Origin of the sequence: Micromonospora sp. DT47, from assembly GCF_049844475.1 — a bacterium.
Classification (GTDB): Bacteria; Actinomycetota; Actinomycetes; order Mycobacteriales; family Micromonosporaceae; genus Micromonospora.
In genome coordinates this window covers 446,883-465,763 of record NZ_JBNCLC010000001.1, presented here as the reverse complement: position 1 = coordinate 465,763, position 18,881 = coordinate 446,883, and the positions used below count along the sequence as shown (strand labels likewise).

At 73.2% G+C, this 18,881-nt stretch carries 16 protein-coding genes and 1 pseudogene; 8 read left to right on the top strand and 9 right to left on the bottom strand.

All coding sequences use genetic code 11. From position 1 onward, the window contains the following. The first annotated feature begins 19 nt into the window (after positions 1-19). Both ACLQ2U_RS02320 and fbaA read left to right on the top strand, forming a co-directional pair. Positions 20-403: a phage holin family protein gene (locus ACLQ2U_RS02320; RefSeq protein WP_425748890.1), complete on the top strand. Its 384-nt coding sequence runs from the start codon at positions 20-22 to the stop codon at positions 401-403. A 131-nt stretch (positions 404-534) separates the two neighbouring features. Then, positions 535-1,557 (top strand): class II fructose-bisphosphate aldolase, encoded by a 1,023-nt coding sequence (fbaA, locus tag ACLQ2U_RS02315; RefSeq protein WP_425748807.1) that lies wholly within the window; start codon positions 535-537, stop codon positions 1,555-1,557. Between the two features lie 51 nt (positions 1,558-1,608). On the opposite strand, the gene ACLQ2U_RS02310 is transcribed toward fbaA, so the two are convergent. Beyond that, the gene (locus ACLQ2U_RS02310; protein WP_425748806.1) at positions 1,609-2,820 is read right to left on the bottom strand and encodes an LOG family protein; all 1,212 of its coding nucleotides are present in this window, start codon (positions 2,818-2,820) and stop codon (positions 1,609-1,611) included. 273 nt (positions 2,821-3,093) lie between these two features. Between ACLQ2U_RS02310 and ACLQ2U_RS02305 the strand changes: the two genes are divergently transcribed. Next, on the top strand, positions 3,094-3,522 hold the full coding sequence (locus ACLQ2U_RS02305) for a DUF3151 domain-containing protein (protein WP_425748805.1): 429 nt from the start codon (positions 3,094-3,096) through the stop codon (positions 3,520-3,522). 47 nt (positions 3,523-3,569) lie between these two features. On the opposite strand, the gene ACLQ2U_RS02300 is transcribed toward ACLQ2U_RS02305, so the two are convergent. Further along, a complete protein-coding gene (locus tag ACLQ2U_RS02300; protein ID WP_425748804.1) occupies positions 3,570-5,258 on the bottom strand; it encodes a chromosome partitioning protein in 1,689 nt (562 codons plus the stop codon). Between the two features lie 76 nt (positions 5,259-5,334). Beyond that, on the bottom strand, positions 5,335-6,330 hold the full coding sequence (locus tag ACLQ2U_RS02295) for a hypothetical protein (protein ID WP_425748803.1): 996 nt from the start codon (positions 6,328-6,330) through the stop codon (positions 5,335-5,337). Positions 6,331-6,453: 123 nt separating this feature from the next. On the opposite strand from ACLQ2U_RS02295, the gene ACLQ2U_RS02290 reads away from it, so the two are divergent. Both ACLQ2U_RS02290 and purD read left to right on the top strand, forming a co-directional pair. After that, complete coding sequence (locus ACLQ2U_RS02290; RefSeq protein WP_425748802.1) at positions 6,454-7,743, top strand: adenylosuccinate synthase; 1,290 nt, start codon at positions 6,454-6,456, stop codon at positions 7,741-7,743. 132 nt (positions 7,744-7,875) lie between these two features. Next, entirely contained in the window at positions 7,876-9,126 is a 1,251-nt protein-coding gene (gene purD, locus ACLQ2U_RS02285; RefSeq protein ID WP_425748801.1) for a phosphoribosylamine--glycine ligase, read from the top strand. 74 nt (positions 9,127-9,200) lie between these two features. On the opposite strand, the gene ACLQ2U_RS02280 is transcribed toward purD, so the two are convergent. The 3 genes from ACLQ2U_RS02280 to ACLQ2U_RS02270 all read right to left on the bottom strand — a co-directional run bounded on the left by ACLQ2U_RS02280 (position 9,201) and on the right by ACLQ2U_RS02270 (position 12,590). Then, positions 9,201-10,763, bottom strand: a complete 1,563-nt coding sequence (locus tag ACLQ2U_RS02280; RefSeq protein WP_425748800.1) for an AMP-binding protein — start codon at positions 10,761-10,763, stop codon at positions 9,201-9,203. A gap of 157 nt (positions 10,764-10,920) precedes the next feature. Next, entirely contained in the window at positions 10,921-12,135 is a 1,215-nt protein-coding gene (locus ACLQ2U_RS02275; protein WP_425748799.1) for an acyl-CoA dehydrogenase family protein, read from the bottom strand. Between the two features lie 2 nt (positions 12,136-12,137). Next, on the bottom strand, positions 12,138-12,590 hold the full coding sequence (locus ACLQ2U_RS02270) for an SCP2 sterol-binding domain-containing protein (protein ID WP_425748798.1): 453 nt from the start codon (positions 12,588-12,590) through the stop codon (positions 12,138-12,140). A gap of 78 nt (positions 12,591-12,668) precedes the next feature. Between ACLQ2U_RS02270 and ACLQ2U_RS02265 the strand changes: the two genes are divergently transcribed. After that, the gene (locus tag ACLQ2U_RS02265) at positions 12,669-13,313 is read left to right on the top strand and encodes a TetR/AcrR family transcriptional regulator (protein WP_425748797.1); all 645 of its coding nucleotides are present in this window, start codon (positions 12,669-12,671) and stop codon (positions 13,311-13,313) included. On the opposite strand, the pseudogene ACLQ2U_RS02260 reads toward ACLQ2U_RS02265, so the two are convergent. The 3 genes and pseudogenes from ACLQ2U_RS02260 to ACLQ2U_RS02250 form a co-directional block, all read right to left on the bottom strand. After that, a pseudogene (locus ACLQ2U_RS02260) lies at positions 13,314-13,845 on the bottom strand (DedA family protein); the annotation flags it as partial. A gap of 75 nt (positions 13,846-13,920) precedes the next feature. Then, complete coding sequence (locus ACLQ2U_RS02255; RefSeq protein ID WP_425748889.1) at positions 13,921-14,748, bottom strand: MaoC/PaaZ C-terminal domain-containing protein; 828 nt, start codon at positions 14,746-14,748, stop codon at positions 13,921-13,923. A 227-nt stretch (positions 14,749-14,975) separates the two neighbouring features. Then, positions 14,976-16,331, bottom strand: coding sequence for a 3-oxoacyl-ACP reductase (locus ACLQ2U_RS02250; protein ID WP_425748796.1), 1,356 nt, complete (start codon positions 16,329-16,331; stop codon positions 14,976-14,978). A gap of 55 nt (positions 16,332-16,386) precedes the next feature. On the opposite strand from ACLQ2U_RS02250, the gene ACLQ2U_RS02245 reads away from it, so the two are divergent. Next, on the top strand, positions 16,387-17,679 hold the full coding sequence (locus ACLQ2U_RS02245) for an acetyl-CoA C-acetyltransferase (RefSeq protein WP_425748795.1): 1,293 nt from the start codon (positions 16,387-16,389) through the stop codon (positions 17,677-17,679). 171 nt (positions 17,680-17,850) lie between these two features. Next, the gene (locus ACLQ2U_RS02240) at positions 17,851-18,876 is read left to right on the top strand and encodes a glycosyltransferase family 2 protein (protein WP_425748794.1); all 1,026 of its coding nucleotides are present in this window, start codon (positions 17,851-17,853) and stop codon (positions 18,874-18,876) included. The last annotated feature ends 5 nt before the right edge of the window (positions 18,877-18,881 follow it).

Below are 18,881 nucleotides of genomic sequence, written 5' to 3'. Positions count from 1 at the left end.
CGGTGCCAGGATGGGGGACGTGGGCTTCCTGATCCGGCTGGTGATCACCGCGATCGCGCTGTGGGTCACCACGCTCATCGTGCCCGGGGTCGAGGTGAACGGCCGCAACGGCGCCAACACCGCGCTCACCCTGATCGTGGTGGCGCTCATCTTCGGCGTGGTCAACGCGGTGCTCAAGCCGGTCATCAAGGTGTTCGGCTGCGTGTTCTACCTGCTCACCCTCGGTCTGTTCGCGCTCGTGGTCAACGCGCTGCTGTTCCTGCTCACCGACTGGATCGCCCGGGGGCTGCACCTGCCGTTCCACGTGGACGGCTTCTGGGCGGCCTTCTGGGGCGCCATCGTGATGGCGGTGGTGAGCTGGCTGATCAGCGTCGTCGTGCCCGACCGCCTGGAGAACCGGTGAGCGGGTCCCGGGTCGGTTGTGCCCGTCGCCACCTTCTACGGGATACTGCCCGCGGTGGACAGCGCGGTCCGGCGCAGCCATGGAAGACAGCGGCCTGCACGGCCGAGAGCGGTAAGTAAGGAGCGTTAGACATGCCCATCGCTTCCCCCGAAACGTACGCGGAGATGCTGGACCGCGCCAAGGCCGGCCGGTACGCGTACCCCGCGATCAACGTGACGTCCTCGCAGACCCTGAACGCGGCGCTGAAGGGCTTCGCCGACGCGGAGAGCGACGGCATCATCCAGGTTTCCACCGGTGGCGCGGAGTACCTCTCCGGCCCGTCCGTGAAGGACATGGTCACCGGCGCGGCGGCGTTCGCCGCGTACGCCCGCGAGGTGGCCAGGAACTACCCGGTCAACATCGCCCTCCACACGGACCACTGCCCGAAGGACAAGCTGGACAAGTTCGTCCGGCCGCTGATGAAGATCTCCCAGGAGCGGGTGACGCGCGGCGAGGAGCCGCTGTTCCAGTCGCACATGTGGGACGGCTCGGCGGTGCCGGTGGCGGAGAACATGGAGATCGCCGCCGACCTGCTCGACGAGGCCGCCAAGGCCAAGGTCGTCCTCGAGATCGAGGTTGGCGTGGTCGGCGGCGAGGAGGACGGCGTCGAGAACGCCATCAACGAGAAGCTATACACCACCGTCGAGGACGGCCTGGCCATGGTCGAGGCGCTCGGCCTCGGCGAGAAGGGCCGCTACATGGCGGCGCTGACCTTCGGCAACGTGCACGGCGTCTACAAGCCGGGCAACGTCAAGCTCCGCCCCGAGGTGCTCGAGCACATCCAGATGGCGGTCGGCGCCAAGTACGGCAAGGAGAAGCCGCTCAGCCTGGTCTTCCACGGCGGCTCCGGCTCGCTGCTCTCCGAGATCCGGGAGGCGCTGGACTACGGCGTGGTGAAGATGAACATCGACACCGACACCCAGTACACCTTCACCCGGCCGGTCGCGGACCACATGTTCCGCAACTACGACGGCGTGCTGAAGGTCGACGGCGAGGTCGGCAACAAGAAGATGTACGACCCGCGGGTCTGGGGCAAGGCCGCAGAGGCCGGCATGGCCGCCCGCGTCGTCGAGGCCTGCGAGCACCTGCGCTCGACCGGCACCAAGATGAAGTAACAGCGCGCCACGACGGCCGGCTCCCCGCCCGGGGAGCCGGCCGTCGGCGTGTCAGGCCGTCGCGGTGAGCACCCGGACGGCCTCGTGGACGTCGTCGGTGAGGTGCACGGTGGTCGAGAGGTCGCCGAACGGGGACGCCGCGAAGAGCGGCCGCAGCAGCGACTCGATCGGCAGCTCCCGGGTCCAGTACGCCCGGTCCAGGAAGACGTACGCCCCGCTCGCCCCGTCGGTGCCGTAGTAGGTCTTCGTCGCCGCCTGGAACACCTCCTGCACCGTGCCGGCCCGGCCGGGCGCGAAGACGATCCCGCCCCGGGCCAGCCGCAGGATGGTGTCCTCGCGGATCGCGTTGGAGAAGTACTTCGCGATCTTCCCGGCGAAGAGGTTCGCCGGTTCGTGCCCGTACAGCCAGGTGGGGATGGCCAGCCCGCCGGTGCGGGCCCAGCCCAGGCCCGGCGCCCGCTGCTGCGGGACGGCCGGCGCGACCGCGTACCGCTCGCGGACGGTCAGCGCCGCCGCCGTGTAGCGGTCGTGGTCGGTGAAGTCGGGCGCCACGGCGAGCAGGTCGATCGCCGTCTTCAGCTCCTCCGCCGGCCAGGCCGCGAGGAACGCGCCGAGGTTGGCCGCCTCCATCACCCCGGGGCCGCCGCCGGTCACCACCAGCCGGTCGGCCCGGGCCAGCTCCCAGCCCAGCACCGCCGCCATCCGGTACGGCACGCTGCCGCGCGGCACGGCGTGCCCACCCATCACCCCGACCACCGACTGCGGGCCGTGCGTGGCCAGCCAGGCCCGGGTGGCGTCGACCAGGGCGTTGTCCACGCCGTGGTCGTGCAGCCGCTGGCCGAGCGCCTCCCGGACGTCCGGCAGCGCCCCGCCGTGCGCCCGGAAGTGGTCGTAGACCCGGGTGTCGTACATCCCGGCGAACCCACCCTCGGCGAAGCCGGCGGCCAGGTCGTCGGGGGTGTAGAGGTGCGAGGGCTGGGTCGGGTACGGCAGCCCCGAGAACGGGGGCACCACGTTCGCGCCGCGCCGGACCAGGTCGGCGCCGACCTCGCGGGAGGCGAACCGGCAGCCCACGAAGAGGGTGCCGGCGACCTCGGTGCCGGTCAGGTCGGGGACGGGGTCCAGGTCGAGGCGGAGGCCCTGCACGGTCAGGCCGGCCAGGCTGCCGGTGGCCCGGTGCCGGTCGAACTCGGCGCGGGTCTCGATCTCGTCGTGGCTGCTGTCGTGCGGCGCGATGACGTCCGCGGGAGGTGGGGTCGGCACCAGGCCATCCTGCCCGGCCCCGACAACCACCCAAACCCGCCCCACCGACCGCGCCCAACGACAGGAGCCCGGCGGTCGAGACCGCCGGGCTCCTGCGTAACCGGGTCCTGGGGAGGCTCCGGACCATTAGTTGTAGTGGAAAACATCTCGGTCCGGCATGGGCCGCAGGGGCCGGGGTGGGGGCCGCAGGCGTGACGAACACCTCCACCGTTCAGCCAGCGCGCCGCCCGGCCCCCCTCGCGCGGCGCAGGGCGAAGCGGGTTGAATGGGGCGATGCAGAACCTGTTGCCTGAGCCACCAGCCACTCTCCTGCCCGCGCACGACGAGGCCGACGCCGCCCTGGCCGCCGCCGTGCGGGCCGGCAGCGACGAGGCGTACGCCGAGGTCGCGGCCCGCTTCCCGACCTACAGCGCGGCCTGGGCGGCGCTGGCGACCCGGGCGTTCGAGGCCGGCCAGATCATCACGGCGTACGCCTACGCCCGCACCGGCTACCACCGGGGCCTGGACCAGCTGCGCCGCAGCGGCTGGAAGGGACACGGCCCGGTGCCCTGGTCGCACACCCCCAACCGGGGCTTCCTTCGCTGCCTGTACGTGCTCTCCCGGGCCGCCGGCGAGATCGGCGAGGCGGACGAGGCGGCCCGCTGCGCCCAGTTCCTGCGCGACTGCGACCCGGCCGCCTGGGACGCCCTCGCCAGCGCCTGACCCGCGGCGACGGCCGGTCCGGGTGCCGGACCGGCCGTCGGGCCCGCTCAGAGCCCCTCGGCCACCGCCGCCGCGATCTTCAGCCAGGCGTCCCGGGTGGCCGAGGAGAGTCCGCCGTACCGGATCGGCTCCCCGGTGTCGATCAGGCGCTCGTACGGCGCCAGCAGCACCGCCCGGGTCCGGGCGGCGAAGTGCTCCTGGATCGCCGGCAGGTCGATCTCCTTGCGGGACGGCGGCATGGAGACCACCGTCACCGCCTGCCGGGCCAGCCGCTGCCGGCCGCTCTGTTCCAGGTGGTCGAGCATCCGGGCGGCGGTCTCCGCCGAGTCGTTCCGGGCCGACATGGTGACCACCAGCTGGTCGGTTGCGTCCATCGCGGCCTGCCAGTTCTGTGCCCGGACGTTGTTCCCGGTGTCCACGAAGATCAGCTTGTAGAACCGGCTGACCACCTCGCGGATCTCGGCGAAGGCGGCCGCGGTCAGCATCTCGCCGCCGGTGGCCGACTCGTCCGAGGCGAGCACGTCGAACATCCCCTCGCCCTGCGAGCGGACGTACTGCGACAGGTCGCCGATCCGCCCGTGCGCGCCCTGGAACTGCCCGAGGTCGCGCAGCATGTCCCGGACCGTACGGGAGTGGAAGTCCTGCTGGGCCCGCATGCCCAGGGTGCCCTGGGTCTCGTTGTTGTCCCAGGCCAGCACGTACCCGCCGCGCTTCTGGCCGAAGGTCATCGCCAGCAGCAGGATGGCCACCGTCTTGCCGGCGCCGCCCTTCGGGTTGACCACGGTCACCTGGCGCAGCCCGCCGAAGTTGCGACGGACCATCTCGATGTCCTGGCGCAGCTCCTGCTCGTGCCGCCCCGGCGGGAGCTTGACCAGCCCCATCCGGTTCACCGCCGCCCGTACCCCCATGGTGGCGACCGGGTCGGCCGGGCGGATCTGCCGGCGGCGGGCGAAGTCCTCGGCGGTCGGCGCGGCCCCACCCTCCGGCGTCCAGGTCGGGTCCGGACAGCCGGCCGACTGCTGGGGGTACGGCTGCTGCGGCAGCCCGGTGTACGGGGTGCCCTGCTGCCAGGGCGGTGCCGACAGCGTCGGCCCCGGCGGGTACTCCGTCACCGGGTGCGGCCCGGGTGGCGTCAGCGGCGTCCCAGGTGAAGGCGGGAACGGACCCAGTCTGGGCGCGGGCGGGGTGGCTGCCCCGGTCCCCGGGACGCTGGCGGTGCCGACCGCCTCGTCGGCGCCGGTGGAGGGTCGCTGGGGTGGCTGCGCCCACGGGGACTCGCCCCGGGCGCCGACCGGCGACGCCACCACCGGGGTTCCCGGCGCGGTGTCCGGACCCGGCTGGTGCCCGGCCGCCGTCGCGTCCGGGTGGTCCACCGGCGTCGGTGCGGCGATCGGCTGGTCGAGGTCCACCGGGGCCGGCTGGCCCACCCGGGGCACCGGCACGCCGCCGTGCACCGGCCCGGCTTTCCGCGCCGGCCCGGGGCTGGCGGGCCCGTCCGGCGGCAGGTCCGGGCGGGGGGCCGTCCCGTCGTCGCCGGGCGGAGCCCAGCCGCCGAACGCCGGTGCGGGGCCGACCTCCGCGGTCAGCGACGGGTACGCCGCGGACTGGTGCGCGGCCCACGCCGGTCCCGGCGGGCCGGGGTCGGTCGGGTCGGGCGGCCAGAGCGGTTCGATGTCCCGCTCCGGCACCGGTTGCTGGCCGGGCAGCCGGGTCCGGTCGGCGTTCTCGTCCACCACGGTTCCTCCCCATTCCTCCTGCCGAGGATAGGCCGTTCCGTTCCGGTGACGGACGGTAGCGGAACCCCGGTGCGGGTCAGCCGGTGAAGACCGCCCAGGCGCCAGGCTCGGTCCACCAGGACCGCTTGCGGCTCAGCTCGCCCTCGACCCCGTCGTCGAGGAAGGGGACCTTCTCGTCCCGCGGGATGACCGCCACCGCCCGCCCGCGGGCCCGGCGGACCTCGAAGCGGATCTTCTTCCGGCCCAACGACCGGGTCACCACGGGAACGGCCACCGCCACCTCGACCAGCCCGTCCGTCGGGTCGGGGGCGGTCAGCAGCGGCAGTTGGTCGAGGGTCGCGTACCCGCCGGCGTTGCCGACCGCGCAGGCCAGGATCGGGTCCTCGCCGTCGGAGAGCACCGCGTCGTCCACCTCGACCCGCCCGCGCCAGTGCAGCGGGCGGCCGTCGTCGTCGGCGGCGCCGAGCAGCGCGCCGTCCAGGGTCACCGAGCCGCCGTCGTTGCGCAGCAGGTCCAGCCGGCGGACGGCGCCGTCCAGCACCGCGGCGGCGACCGCGGCCGGGTCACGCGGCAGGCCGAACTGCGCGGCCAGGTCCCGCTGCGTGCCGCTGCGGGCCGGATCGAGCGGGAGTACGCCGATCGGCGGCAGGTCCGGCACCGTACGGTTGCCGGCCAGGTCCGCCGGGCGACGGCTGGGCGGTGGGGCGTACCGCCGGACCAGCCGGCGCACAACGGCGCGCAACTGTGCGTCACTGGCTGTGGCGACGACCAGGCGGGTCTTGGAGTCGGGATCGGGCCAGCTCAGGCCGTCGGGGCGGGGCGGGCCATCGAGCCGGGCCAGCACCTCGTCGACCTCGGCATCCGAGCGGGCGGTCACCGTCTCCACCCGGGCGCCCCGGGCGGTCAGCGCGTCCGCGCAGGCCAGCACCGGTACGCGCGGCGTCTCGCAGCGCTCGTCGGTCTTCTCCGGGGCGGCCTCGGAGGCACCACCGCAGCAGGCTCCGCCGCTGCCGCAGCCCCCACCGGGAGCGTCCCGCTCCGAGCCGAGGGTGAGCAGCACCACGTCGTACACGAAGGAGCCTCCTGCCTCTCGACGCGACCCCTGCCGGCCGCGCCGTCACTACTTGTTAGCCTGACACCCCGGGCTCGCCAACCGGTCGCCACCTGGCACCCGAGCCTTCTGGAGGCGGAGAAGATGCCAGCGATCGTGCTCATCGGCGCTCAGTGGGGCGACGAGGGCAAGGGCAAGGTTACCGACCTGCTGGGTGAGCGGGTCGACTACGTCGTGCGCTACTCCGGCGGCAACAACGCCGGCCACACGGTGATCACTCCCGACGGGCAGAAGTACGCGCTGCACCTGATGCCGTCCGGGGCGCTCTCGCCGAGCGCGATGATCGTCATCGGCAACGGCGTGGTGGTCGACCCGAAGGTGCTGCTCGCCGAGATCGACGGCCTCGCCGAGCGCGGCGTGGACGTCTCCCGGCTGCGCATCTCCGGCGACGCGCACCTGATCATGCCGCACCACCGGGCGTTGGACCGGGTGGTCGAGCGCTACCTCGGCTCCCGCCGGATCGGCACCACCGGTCGGGGCATCGGCCCGGCGTACGGCGACAAGGTCGCCCGGATGGGCATCCGGCTGCAGGACCTGCTCGACCCGGGCATCCTGCGCAAGAAGCTGGAACTCGCGCTGCGCGAGAAGAACCAGCTGCTGTTCAAGATCTACAACCGCAAGGCGATCGACGTCGACGCGACGATCGAGGAGTACCTGGAGTACGCGGAGCGGCTCAAGCCGTACATCGCGGAGACCCGGGTGATGCTCTGGGACGCGCTGGACCGCGGCGAGACGGTCCTGCTGGAGGGTGCCCAGGCCACCATGCTCGACATGGACCACGGCACGTACCCCTTCGTGACCTCGTCCAACCCGACCGCCGGTGGGGCGTGCGTGGGCGCGGGCATCCCGCCGATGGCGATCAACAAGGTGATCGCGGTCAGCAAGGCGTACACCACCCGGGTGGGCGCCGGCCCGTTCCCGACCGAGCTCTTCGACGACAACGGCCAGCACCTGCGCAAGATCGGCCACGAGTACGGCACCACCACCGGCCGAGAGCGCCGCTGCGGCTGGTTCGACGCCGTCGTCGCCCGGTACGCCTGCCGCCTCAACGGCGTCACCGACCTGGTGATCACCAAGCTGGACGTGCTCACCGGCATGCCGAAGGTGCCGATCTGCGTCGGTTACGAGATCAACGGCGAGCGGTTCGACGACATGCCGATGACCCAGACCGACTTCCACCACGCCATGCCGATCTACGAAGAGCTCGACGGCTGGTGGGAGGACATCACCAAGGCGCGCACGGAGGACGAGCTCCCGGAGAACGCGAGGCGCTACATCGCCCGCATCGAGGAGATCACCGGCACCAGGGTCAGCGTCGTCGGCGTAGGCCCCGGCCGCGAAGAAAACGTCATCCGCCACCCCCTCCTCCCCTAACCCCTCCAGCCCCGCCCTCCCGCACTCACCCCGCGCGTTGATCATGAAGTTATTGCTGTCCGCCTCGGCGTGTCGTGGCGGTAACTTCATGATCAACGGGGTGGGCGAGCCGGGTCAGTAGGATGCGGGGTCGTGCGGGTTCTTCTTGTGGGTGGTGGGGGGCGGGAGCATGCGCTCGCGCTGGGCCTCGCCGGTGATCCGTCCGTCGAGCAGCTGATCGCGGCTCCCGGTAACCCGGGTATCGCCGCGCTCGCTGAACTGCGGGAGGTGAACCCGACCGATCCGTCGGCGGTCGCCGCTCTCGCCGTCGAGGTGGGGGCCGATCTGGTGGTGATCGGGCCGGAGGCGCCGCTCGTGGCGGGGGTCGCGGACGCGGTCCGCGCCAAGGGGATCCCGGCGTTCGGTCCGTCCGCCGAGGCGGCCGGACTGGAGGGCTCCAAGACCTTCGCCAAGGAGATCATGATCGCGGCCGGTGTGCCGACCGCCCGTGCCCACACCTGCACCGACGCCGAGAGCACCGCGAAGGCGCTCGACGACTTCGGCCCGCCGTACGTGGTGAAGAACGACGGGCTGGCCGCCGGCAAGGGCGTGGTGGTCACCGAGGACCGCGCCGCCGCGCTGCGGCACGCGGAGGAGTGTGGCCGGGTCGTCGTCGAGGAGTACCTCGCCGGCCCCGAGGTGTCGCTGTTCGTGGTGACCGACGGTGAGGCGGCGCTGCCGCTGCTGCCGGCCCAGGACTTCAAGCGGGTCGGCGACGGTGACACCGGCCCGAACACCGGCGGCATGGGGGCGTACGCACCGCTGCCCTGGGCGCCGCCCAGCCTGGTCGACGAGGTGATGGCCGACGTGGTCCACCCGACGCTGGCCGAGATGCGCCGCCGCGGCACCCCGTTCGCCGGCCTGCTCTACGTCGGCCTGGCGCTGACCGCCGCCGGCCCCCGGGTGATCGAGTTCAACGCCCGCTTCGGCGACCCGGAGACCCAGGTCGTCCTCGCCCTGCTGGAAACACCGCTCGCCGGCCTGCTGCACGCCGCCGCGACCGGCGCGCTGGCCGCGCACCCGCCGCTGCGCTGGCGCGACGGCGCCGCCGTCACCGTCGTGGTCGCGTCCGAGGGCTACCCGGCCGCACCGCGTACCGGTGACGTGATCGCCGGCGCGGACCGCGCCGGCGTCATCCACGCCGGCACCGCCCGCCGGGCCGCCGACGGCGCGTTGCTCTCCGCCGGCGGCCGGGTCCTCTGCGGTACGGCCACCGGCCCGGACCTCGCCGCCGCGCGGGACGCCGCCTACGCCCTGGTACGCGGCGTCGAGCTGGCCGGTTCGCACCACCGCACCGACATCGCCGCCGCGGCGGTCGAGGGCCGGATCACCCTGCCGGGCTGACCCGACCGGGCGGCCTGGCGCGCGGTCGCGCGCCCCGTGCGGGAACCCGTACGCGTCGGTACGGAAGCGCACGGTCAGCCGTAGTAGCGGCGCAGTTCGCGGCTGAGCACCTTGCCGGTGGCGTTGCGCGGCAGGTACTTCACGAAGATCACGTCGCGGGGCACCGAGAAGCGGGCCAGGTAGTGCCGGACGTACTCGCGGACCGCCTCCGGGTCGAGGGTCTCGCCGGGATGCAGGCCGAGGAAGGCGGCGAGTCGCTGGCCGTACTCCGGGTCGGGCACCCCGATGACGGCGGCCTCGCGGACCTGGGGAAGCCGGGAGAGCAGATCCTCCACCTCGGACGGGAAGACGTTCTCGCCACCGGAGACGATCATGTCGTCGGCCCGGCCGTCGACAAAGAGCAGCCCCTCGGCGTTGATCCGGCCGAGGTCGCCGGTGTCGAGCAGCCCGTCGTGGGTCTCCCGCCGCGCCCCGGAGGTGTAGCCCTCGAAGAGCATCTCGTTGCCCACGAAGATCCGCCCGACCCGGCCGTCGGGCACCGGCTGGCCGTCGGCGTCGAGGAGCTCCAACCGGGTGCCGCGCGGCGGCCGACCGGCCGTGGTGGGCGCCTCGCGCAGGTCGGCCGGGCTGGCGATGGAGGCCCAGGAGACCTCGGTCGAGCCGTACAGGTTGTAGATCACGTCGCCATAGACGTCCATGAACCGGGGGGCCAGCCCGCCGGGCAGCGCCGAGCCGCTCACCGCGACCACCTTCAGCGGGGGCAGCGGGTCCGGCGGCGGCACGTCGAGCAGCCGCTGCACCATCACCGGTACGGCGAAGAGCGCCTGGCACTGGTGCGCCACGAGCGCGGTCAGCGTGGCGGCCGGGTCGAAGCGGCGGTGCAGCACGATGGTGGCCCGCAGCGCGAAGGCGACCTGGAGGCCGGCGTACCCCCAGGTGTGGAAGAGCGGCGCGGCGATCATCATGGTGTCGCGGGTGTGCAGCGGGATCCGGTCGATGATGGACACCAGCGGGCCGAAGCCGTTCGGCGTGGGGCGACGGGCACCCTTCGGCGTGCCGGTGGTGCCGGAGGTCAGCACGATGGTCCGGCCGTCGCGCTCGGGCGGTTGCAGGTCGCCGGGGAGCGCGCCGGCGATCAGATCCTCGTGGCCGCGTTCGTCCACCCGCTGGACCTCGGCGGGGAGGCCGAGCACCCGCTCGGCGAACTCGGCGTCGTGCACCAGCACCCGGAGCTGCTGCTCCTCGGCCACTGTGGTCAGCTGTGCGGCGGAGAGACCGGTGTTGACGAGCACCGCGTCCGCCCCTAGCACGGTGGCGGCGACGACCGCCTCGATCAGTCCCCGGTGGTTGCGGCAGAGCACCCCGACCCGGTCGCCGGGCTGCACGCCGAGCGCCGTACGCATCGCCCGGGCCAGTCGTTCGGCTCGGTCCAGCAGTTCCTGGTAGGTCGTTTCGGCGCCTTGGTCGTCGACGACCGCGATCCGGCCGGGGTCGCGCGCGGCGGCCTGCCGCAGCTCGCCGGCGAGGCTCCAGCCCCACTTGCGCAGCGCCCCGAGCTGGGAGGCGACCCGGATCGGCCGGCCCGGGGTGAGCAGCCCGCGTCGGGTCAGCGTGGCCACGACGAACGGCAGGTCCATGCCGCGGGCCTCCTTCTCGGGTGCAGGGAAGGGGCCCCCGGAGGGGCCCCTTCACCGGGGCGTCACCTTTCGATCATGCACCGGAAGCGTCCGGTAACCCAATCCGTGTCACACCGCGCAACCGTGGGTGATCGGGATCGGCGCGGACGGTGACGGATCAGCGGATCTGCATGCCGGAGATGGCGCGGGAGATGACCAGCCGTTGGATCTCCGAGGTGCCCTCGAAGATGGTGTAGATCTTGGCGTCCCGGTACCAGCGTTCGACCGGGTGGTCGCGGAGGAAGCCGGCGCCGCCGAGCAGCTGCACCGCCTTCTCGGTGACCGCGACGGCCACCTCGCCGGCCTTGAGCTTGGACATCGAGCCCTCGCCGGCGGTGAACGGCCGGTTGTTGCGGCCCATCCAGGAGGCCCGCCAGACCAGCAGCCGAGCCGCGTCGATCTCCATCTTCATGTCGGCCAGCGCGAACGCCACCGCCTGGTTCTCGATGATCGGGCGTCCGAACTGGACCCGGTCCCTGGCGTAGTCCAGGGCGTACTCGTAGGCGGCCCGGGCCACGCCGAGCGCCTGCGCGCCGACGGTGGGCCGGGACAGCTCGAAGGTGCGCATCGCGGCCTGCCCGGAGGCGCGCTGCCCGGACCGGGCCCGGTCCAGCCGCTCCAGCAGGGCGTCCCGGCCGCCGAGCAGGCAGCGCCCGGGGATGCGGACGTCGTCGAGGAAGACGTCCGCGGTGTGCGAGGCGCGCAGCCCCAGCTTGCGCAGTTTTCGGGTGGCGCTCAGCCCCGTCGTGCCGGGCGGTACGACGAACGCGGCCTGCCCGCGCGAGCCGAGCGTCGGGTCGACCGACGCGGTGACCACGTGGACACCGGCGATCCCGCCGTTGGTGGCGTACGCCTTCTGCCCGCGCAGCACCCACTCGTCGGTCGCCTCGTCGTAGACCGCCCGGGTACGCATCGCGCCGACGTCGGAGCCGGCCTCCGGTTCGCTGGTGCAGAAGGCGGCGACGGCGGGCTGGTCGAGGGAGCCGAAGCACTGTGGCACCCATTCGACCATCTGGTCCGGGGTGCCGGCGCCGTAGATCGCGGCGACCGCGAGGGAGGTGCCGAAGATGCTCAGCCCGATGCCGGCGTCACCCCAGAAGAGTTCCTCGCTGGCGATCGGGAGGGAGAGGCCGGTGGGATCGGCCCAGCAGGTGGCGAGGAATTCGAAGCCGTACAGGCCGACCTTCGCCGCCTCCTGGATGACCGGCCAGGGGGTCTCCTCCCGGGCGTCCCAGTCGGCCGCGGCCGGGCGCACGACCTCGGCCGCGAAGCCGTGCACCCAGTCGCGTAGATCCCGCTGTTCCTCGTTCAGGTCGAGCGAGAATTCGGCCATGATCAGGCCTTGGGGATGTCGAACAGGTTGGCGATGTTGGCGGCCAGGCCCAGGTCGCCCTTGGCCTTCAGCTTGCCGGTCATGAACAGCATCACCGGGTTGGCGCCACCGGAGACGATCTTCAGGAACTCGACCGGGCCCATGGTGAGGCTCAGCTTCGGGTCGCGGGTCGCCGACTCGTTGACCGTGCAGGTGCCGTTCTCGATGACGACCTCGTAGGTGTCGGTGCCACCGTCGGGGCGACCGGTGATGTTCCAGTGGATGACCGCGTTGGTGGAGCCGGCGCGGTCGGCGCGGAACAGCTCTGGCATCCGGCCGAAGACCGCGCCGAGGATCTTGCCGCGCTGGTCGCCGGACATCACCTCGGCGATCTTGTCGCCGGGGGTGGACTTGACCAGCTGGGCGAACTCCTTGGGGCCGACGTTGGCGAAGTTGGCCGGGTCGAAGTCAGTCATGGGGGAATGCACCTCTCGGGCGGGCCGACTTTGGTTACTCTGGCGTAACCTTACGCACGAGTAGGTATGCTCGCAAGGGTGTCCAGCACACCGACGTTCAAGCGCCTGCCCCGGGCCGTACGCGAGCAGCAGATGCTCGACGCGGCCGTCAAGGTCTTCTCCCGTCGCGGCTTCCACGCCGCCAGCATGGACGAGATCGCCGAGGACGCCGGCATCTCCAAACCGATGGTCTACGCCTACCTCGGCACCAAGGAGGAACTCTTCATCGCCTGCCTGCACCGCGAGGGCACCCGGATGACGAAGGCGATCGCCGGGGCGGCCGCCCCGGACCTCCCCGCCGACGAGCGGCTATGGCGCGGGCTGCGCGCCTTCTTCGGCTTCGTCGGCGCGCACCGGGACGGCTGGGCGGTGCTCTACCGGCAGGCCCGCGGCTCGCAGCCGTTCGCCGGCGAGCTGGCCGCGATGCGCGCCCGGCTGGTCGAGGTGGTCGCCGGGATGCTGGACCACGCGCTGCGCGCCGAGGGGCGCGAGGTGGGCGAGACCGAGCTGGAGGTCGTCGCGTACGCCCTGGTCGGCGCGACCGAGTCGCTGGCCGACTGGCTCGCCGACCACCCGGAGGCCGACCCGGAGAAGACCGCCACCCGGATGATGAACGTCGCCTGGCTCGGCGCCGGCCAGCTGCTGCACGGCGCGACCTGGCGCCCACCCACCCGGTCGTCGTGATCACGCGGAGCGGCGGGCGGCGGCGCGGCGATGGGCGCGCCGGCGCAGCCAGCGGGCCAGCTCCAGGCCGGAGGTGACGACCAGCGAGAGGCCCACGCCGGCGACGATGCCCCGGACCGGCTCCCGTTCGAAGGCCAGGCCGCCGAAGTAGCCGAGCAGCCCGCAGTACGCCGCCCAGGAGCTGGTCGCGATCGCGTCGAAGAGCAGGAACGACCGCAGCGGGTAGCAGACCGCGCCCATGGTCAGGGTGACCGCGGTGCGCCCGCCGGGGACGTAGCGGGAGGTGGTCAGGATCAGCCCGCCGCGCCGGTCCACCGCCCGCCGGGCCCACTCCGATCCGGTGCGGCGGCGGCTGTCGGCGGGCAGCCGGGGCCACCCGGTGGGCGCCGCCGTGCCGGCCGATGGCGTACGAGACGTGGTCGCCGGCGAGCGCGCCGACCGCGGCCACCACGATCACCGTCGCCAGGTCGGGTTGCCCGCCGGTGGCGAAGACCCCGGCGGTGATCATGCTCCGGTGACCGGCCCCGGCCGGAGGCGCAACCGGGCAGAAGGGCCGCCGCCACCGGGGCCGGGTGCCGGGGACGGCCGAGTCCCCGGCACCGGCTGGTCAGCGGATCGTGCCGACCAGGTGCGGGCGGCCGGTGCGCGCGTCGTGCAGGGCGAAGTCCCAGGCCGGGGTGGCGCTGAAGGCCACCGTGGTGGGCAGCGGCACCGGCAGCTTGAACGCCACGTCGACGGTGTAGGCCTCCGGCAGCCGGCTCTCCAGCGCGGCCAGGCAGCGGGCCTTGCTCCACATTCCGTGCGCGATCGGCCGGGGGAATCCGAGCAGCCGTGCCCCCAGCCGGGAGGTGTGGATGGGGTTGTGGTCGCCGGAGACGCGGGCGTAGTCCGTACCCACCCGGGGCTCGACCCGCCACCGGCCCGAGGCGGCCGGCGGCGCGGGCCGGTCACCCCGGTCGCGCCGCGCACCGCCGTCCGAGGCGCGCTCCTTGCCGAGGTACGTCGAGACGCCGCGCCACACCTCCTCGCCGCCGACCCACCCGACCAGGACGACGTCGATCTGCCGCCCGCGCTCGTGCGGGCGCAGGTTCTCCGCGTGGGTGGTGAAGTCGAGCGTCTCGCCGGCCTCGATCGGGCGGTGCACGGTGATCCGGTTGCCGACGTGCACCACCCCGGTCAACGGGATGGGGAACTCCGGGGTGGTCATCAGCCGCAGCGCCAGCGGGAACCCCATGACGTGCGGGTACGTGGCCGGCAGCCGGTCGGCCAGCCGGAACCCGCAGACCCGGTCGTAGTCGGCGAGGTGCGCCCGGTCGACGGTGATCCCGGCGACCGCCAGCTCGACCTCCGGCGGGGCGTCCGGACGGCGGGACCGCCCGATGCCGGGCACCGCGTCGAGCAGCGCCCGCCGGTACAGCGCTCCCTGCGCCGGCATCCGGGGCACCTCCACCCGCGCCCGGGGCGCGTGCGCCGACAGGTCGTGGGTGGCGTATCCGGAGAGGTCGTGGGTGGCCTCGACGTTCCCGTCGTGCCCGGACGACATGGCGGCGCGGGCGGCCGACAGGTCGTGCGCGGAGATGACCTCGGTCGGGCCGTCGATCAGCTCGTGCACCGAGAGGTCGTGGGTGGGCGCGTCCTCCGGTCGCTCCTTCTTCCCGGCCATCACGCCCCCAGCAGGCTCTGGCCGCAGACCCGGACGACGTTGCCGCTGACCGCCCCGGACGCCGGCCAGGCCAGCCAGCCGATCGTCTCGGCCACGTCCACCGGCAGGCCGCCCTGGGACATGCTGTTCATCCGGCGCCCCGCCTCCCGGAGCGCCAGCGGGATCCGCGCGGTCAGCCGGGTCTCGATGAACCCGGGGGCGACCGCGTTGACGCTGATTTCGCGCCCGCGCAGCGCCGGGGCGAGCGAGTCGACCAGCCCGATCACGCCGGCCTTGCTGGTGGCGTAGTTGGTCTGGCCGCGGTTGCCGGCGATCCCGGCGATCGAGGAGACCGAGACGATCCGGCCGCCGGCCGGGATCAGGTCGCGCTCCAGCAGCACGTCGTTGATCCGCTCCTGGCTGGAGAGGTTGACGTCGAGGACGGAGTCCCAGCGGTCGGCGTCCATCCGGCCGAGGGTCTTGTCCCGGGTGATGCCGGCGTTGTGCACCACCACGTCGACCCGGCCGTGCCGGGCGGCGAGGTGCTCGGCGAGCCGGGTCGGCGCGTCCGGGGTGGTCAGGTCGAGCTGCACGGCGCTGCCGCCGATCTCGTTGGCCACCGCGGCCAGCGCGTCGCCGGCCGCCGGGATGTCCAGCGCGACGACCTGGGCGCCGTCGCGGGCCAGCACCCGGGCCAGCGCGGCGCCGATGCCGCGGGCCGCCCCGGTGACCAGGACGACCTGCCTGTCCAGCGGGCGGTCCCAGTCGGCCGGCGGCTCCGCGCGGCCGGCGCCGACCCGGACCACCTGGCCCGAGACGTACGCGGAGCGGCCCGACAGAATGAATCGGAGGGCCGATTCCAGGCTGGTCAGGGTGCCGGCGTCGCCGTCCCTCGTCACGTACACCAGTTGGGCGGTGACGCCGCGGCCGAACTCCTTGCCGATGCTGCGGGTCAACCCCTCCAGGGCCCGCTGCGCGGTCGCCTCGCGGGGCGAGCCGCACTCGGCCGGCGGGGTGCCGAGCACGATCACCCGGCCGCTGGGCAGCACCGCGCGGGCGTGCGGGTGGAAGAAGTCGTACAGCTGGCGCAGGCCGGTGGAGTCGGTGATGCCGGTGGCGTCGTACACCAGGGCGCCGAAGCGGGCGGCGGCGTCGGCGGTGCCGGGCTCCCGCAGCTCGACCCCGGCGGCGCTGAGGATCTTGCCGACCGGCTCGGCGAGCCGGCCATCGGTGGCCGCGCCGAGCAGGGCCGGGCCGGGCAGCAGCGGGTCGCCGGGAGTGTGCCGGCGCAGGCGCGGCGGGTCCGGCAGCCCGAGGCGCTTGACCAGCGCGCGGCCGGCCCCCGATTGGACGAAGCTCGCGTACCTGTCGGTCATAGGCGTAGCCTACTGGCGAGTAGGTTGAGGGCAAGTCTTTCAAGGAGGCGGGATCGTGCAGAGCATCCGGCGGGTCGCGGTCATCGGCGGCAACCGCATCCCCTTCGCCCGGTCCAGCTCGCGGTACGCCAGCGCGTCCAACTCCGACATGCTCGGCGCGGCACTGGACGGCCTGGTGGCCCGCTTCGGCCTGGCCGGGCAGCGGGTCGGCGAGGTGGTGGCCGGCGCCGTGCTCAAGCACGCCAAGGACTTCAACCTGACCCGCGAGGGGGTGCTCGGCTCGAAGCTCGACCCGCACACCCCCGCGTACGACATCCAGCAGGCCTGCGGCACCGGCCTGGAGGCGGCCGTCCTGGTCGCCAACAAGATCGCCCTCGGGCAGCTCGAGGTGGGCATCGCCGGCGGCGTCGACACCACCTCGGACGCCCCGCTCGCGGTCAACGAGGAGATGCGGCGCACCCTGCTCAAGCTCAACTCCGCCCGCACCCTCGGCGAGCGGCTGAGGATCGCGGCGAAGCTGCGGCCGCTGCAGCCGTTCCAGCCGGAGATCCCGCGCAACGCCGAGCCGCGGACCGGGCTGTCCATGGGAGAGCACGCCGCCCGGACGGCGCTGCGCTGGCAGATCGACCGGCCGGCCCAGGACGAGCTGGCGCTCCGCTCGCACCAGCGGCTCGCCGCCGCGTACGACCGGGGCTTCTTCGATGACCTGATGACGCCGTACCTCGGGCTGACCCGGGACCAGAACCTCCGCCCGGAGACCAGCCTGGAGAAGCTCAGCTCGCTCAAGCCGGTCTTCGGCACCAGGGGGCCGGACGCCGAGCAGGCCACCATGACGGCCGGCAACTCCTCCCCGCTGACCGACGGCGCTTCCACCGTGCTGCTCGCCTCCGAGGAGTGGGCCCGGGAGCACCACCTGCCGGTGCTGGCCTGGTTCTCCTGGTCCGAGACGGCCGCGGTCGACTTCGTGCACGGCGACGAGGGGCTGCTGATGGCGCCCGCGTACGCGGTGCCCCGGATGCTGGCCCGGGCCGGGCTGACCCTGCAGGACTTCGACTACTACGAGATCCACGAGGCGTTCGCCTCCCAGGTGCTGGCCACCCTCGCCGCCTGGGAGTCGCCGGAGTTCTGCAAGGAGCGGCTCGGGCTGGACGCACCGCTCGGGTCGATCGACCGGGAGCGGCTCAACGTCAACGGCTCCTCGCTCGCCGCCGGGCACCCGTTCGCCGCCACCGGCGGCCGGATCGTGGCCACCCTGGCCAAGCTGCTCGCGGAGAAGGGCAGTGGCCGGGGTCTGATCTCGATCTGCGCGGCCGGTGGGCAGGGCGTCACCGCGATCCTGGAGCGCTGACCGGGTCCCACGGCCGACGCCGAGGGGAATATCATTCATCAACGGCTCATCCGCTGTCGACCCGACCGAAAAGTCGGAGCGAGAGTATGATGCCTCGCGCCGGGCGTCCGACCCGCGTAAAATCACAGACCTTCTGCGCCCGGGACGGGGCCGGCAACGATGGGATCAAACATGTCCGGATCGATCGCGCTCTCCGTGGTCATTCCGATGTACAACGAGACGGCGGTCATTCCCGCCCTCGTCGCCCGGCTGCGTCCGGTGCTCGACTCGCTCGACGTCGACTACGAGGTCGTGGCCGTTGACGACGGCAGCCGGGACGGCACCGCCGGCATGGTCAGCGCGCACGCGCGTAGCTGGCCGCAGCTGCGGTTGATCCAGCTGCGCCGCAACAGCGGGCACCAGGCGGCGCTGACCGCCGGGCTGCACCGCGCTCGGGGTCGCTGGGTGGTCAGCATCGACGCCGACCTTCAGGACCCGCCCGAGACGATCGCCGAGATGCTCCGGGTCGCCCGTGAGGACGGCGTGGACGTGGTCTACGGCGTCCGCTCGGACCGCAGCACCGACACCGCGTTCAAGCGGAACACCGCCCGCGGCTACTACTGGCTGATGCGGCGGCTGGTCGGCGGCGACATGCCCGCCCAGGCCGGCGACTTCCGGCTGATCACCCGGGACGTCATCGAGGTGCTCCGCCAGCTGCCCGAGCGGGCGCCGGTCTACCGGCTGCTGATCCCCTCGCTGGGCTTCTCCAGCGCCGAGGTCACCTACGTCCGTGAGGCGCGCGCCGCCGGCGAGACGAAGTACCCGCTCCGCAAGATGGTGGCCCTGGCCTGGGACAGCACCGCCAACTTCTCGGCGGCCCCGCTGCGGGTCGCCACCTGGCTCGGGGTGACCAGCTTCGTGGCCTGCCTCGCGCTGATCGCCTTCGGCGTGACCGCGTACACCACCGGCACCGCGATCCCCGGCTGGACCTCCATGTTCGTGGCGGTGCTCCTGCTCAGCGGGGTGCAGCTGATCTGCCTCGGCCTGCTCGGGGAGTACGTCGGGCGGATCTACGCGACCGTGCAGAACCGACCGATGTTCCACGTCGGCTTCGACTCGGTCGAGTCCCCGTTCGAGCCGGTCGAGCCGGTCGTGGTGGCGGACTCGGCGGACCCGGCGGTCTCCGCCGACCGCCCGGGCGTCCCGGTCAGCGGCTGACCCGG

Bases quoted from the DNA above. Each gene is read 5' to 3' on its own strand.
- ACLQ2U_RS02280 (WP_425748800.1), bottom strand. From the start codon at position 10,763: ATGGACCTGCCGTTCGTCGTGGCCACGCTGACCCGACGCGGGCTGCTC.
- fbaA (WP_425748807.1), top strand. From the start codon at position 535: ATGCCCATCGCTTCCCCCGAAACGTACGCGGAGATGCTGGACCGCGCC.
- ACLQ2U_RS02305 (WP_425748805.1), top strand. From the start codon at position 3,094: ATGCAGAACCTGTTGCCTGAGCCACCAGCCACTCTCCTGCCCGCGCAC.
- ACLQ2U_RS02275 (WP_425748799.1), bottom strand. From the start codon at position 12,135: ATGGCCGAATTCTCGCTCGACCTGAACGAGGAACAGCGGGATCTACGC.
- ACLQ2U_RS02270 (WP_425748798.1), bottom strand. From the start codon at position 12,590: ATGACTGACTTCGACCCGGCCAACTTCGCCAACGTCGGCCCCAAGGAG.
- ACLQ2U_RS02240 (WP_425748794.1), top strand. From the start codon at position 17,851: ATGTCCGGATCGATCGCGCTCTCCGTGGTCATTCCGATGTACAACGAG.
- ACLQ2U_RS02250 (WP_425748796.1), bottom strand. From the start codon at position 16,331: ATGACCGACAGGTACGCGAGCTTCGTCCAATCGGGGGCCGGCCGCGCG.
- ACLQ2U_RS02255 (WP_425748889.1), bottom strand. From the start codon at position 14,748: ATGCCGGCGCAGGGAGCGCTGTACCGGCGGGCGCTGCTCGACGCGGTG.
- ACLQ2U_RS02290 (WP_425748802.1), top strand. From the start codon at position 6,454: ATGCCAGCGATCGTGCTCATCGGCGCTCAGTGGGGCGACGAGGGCAAG.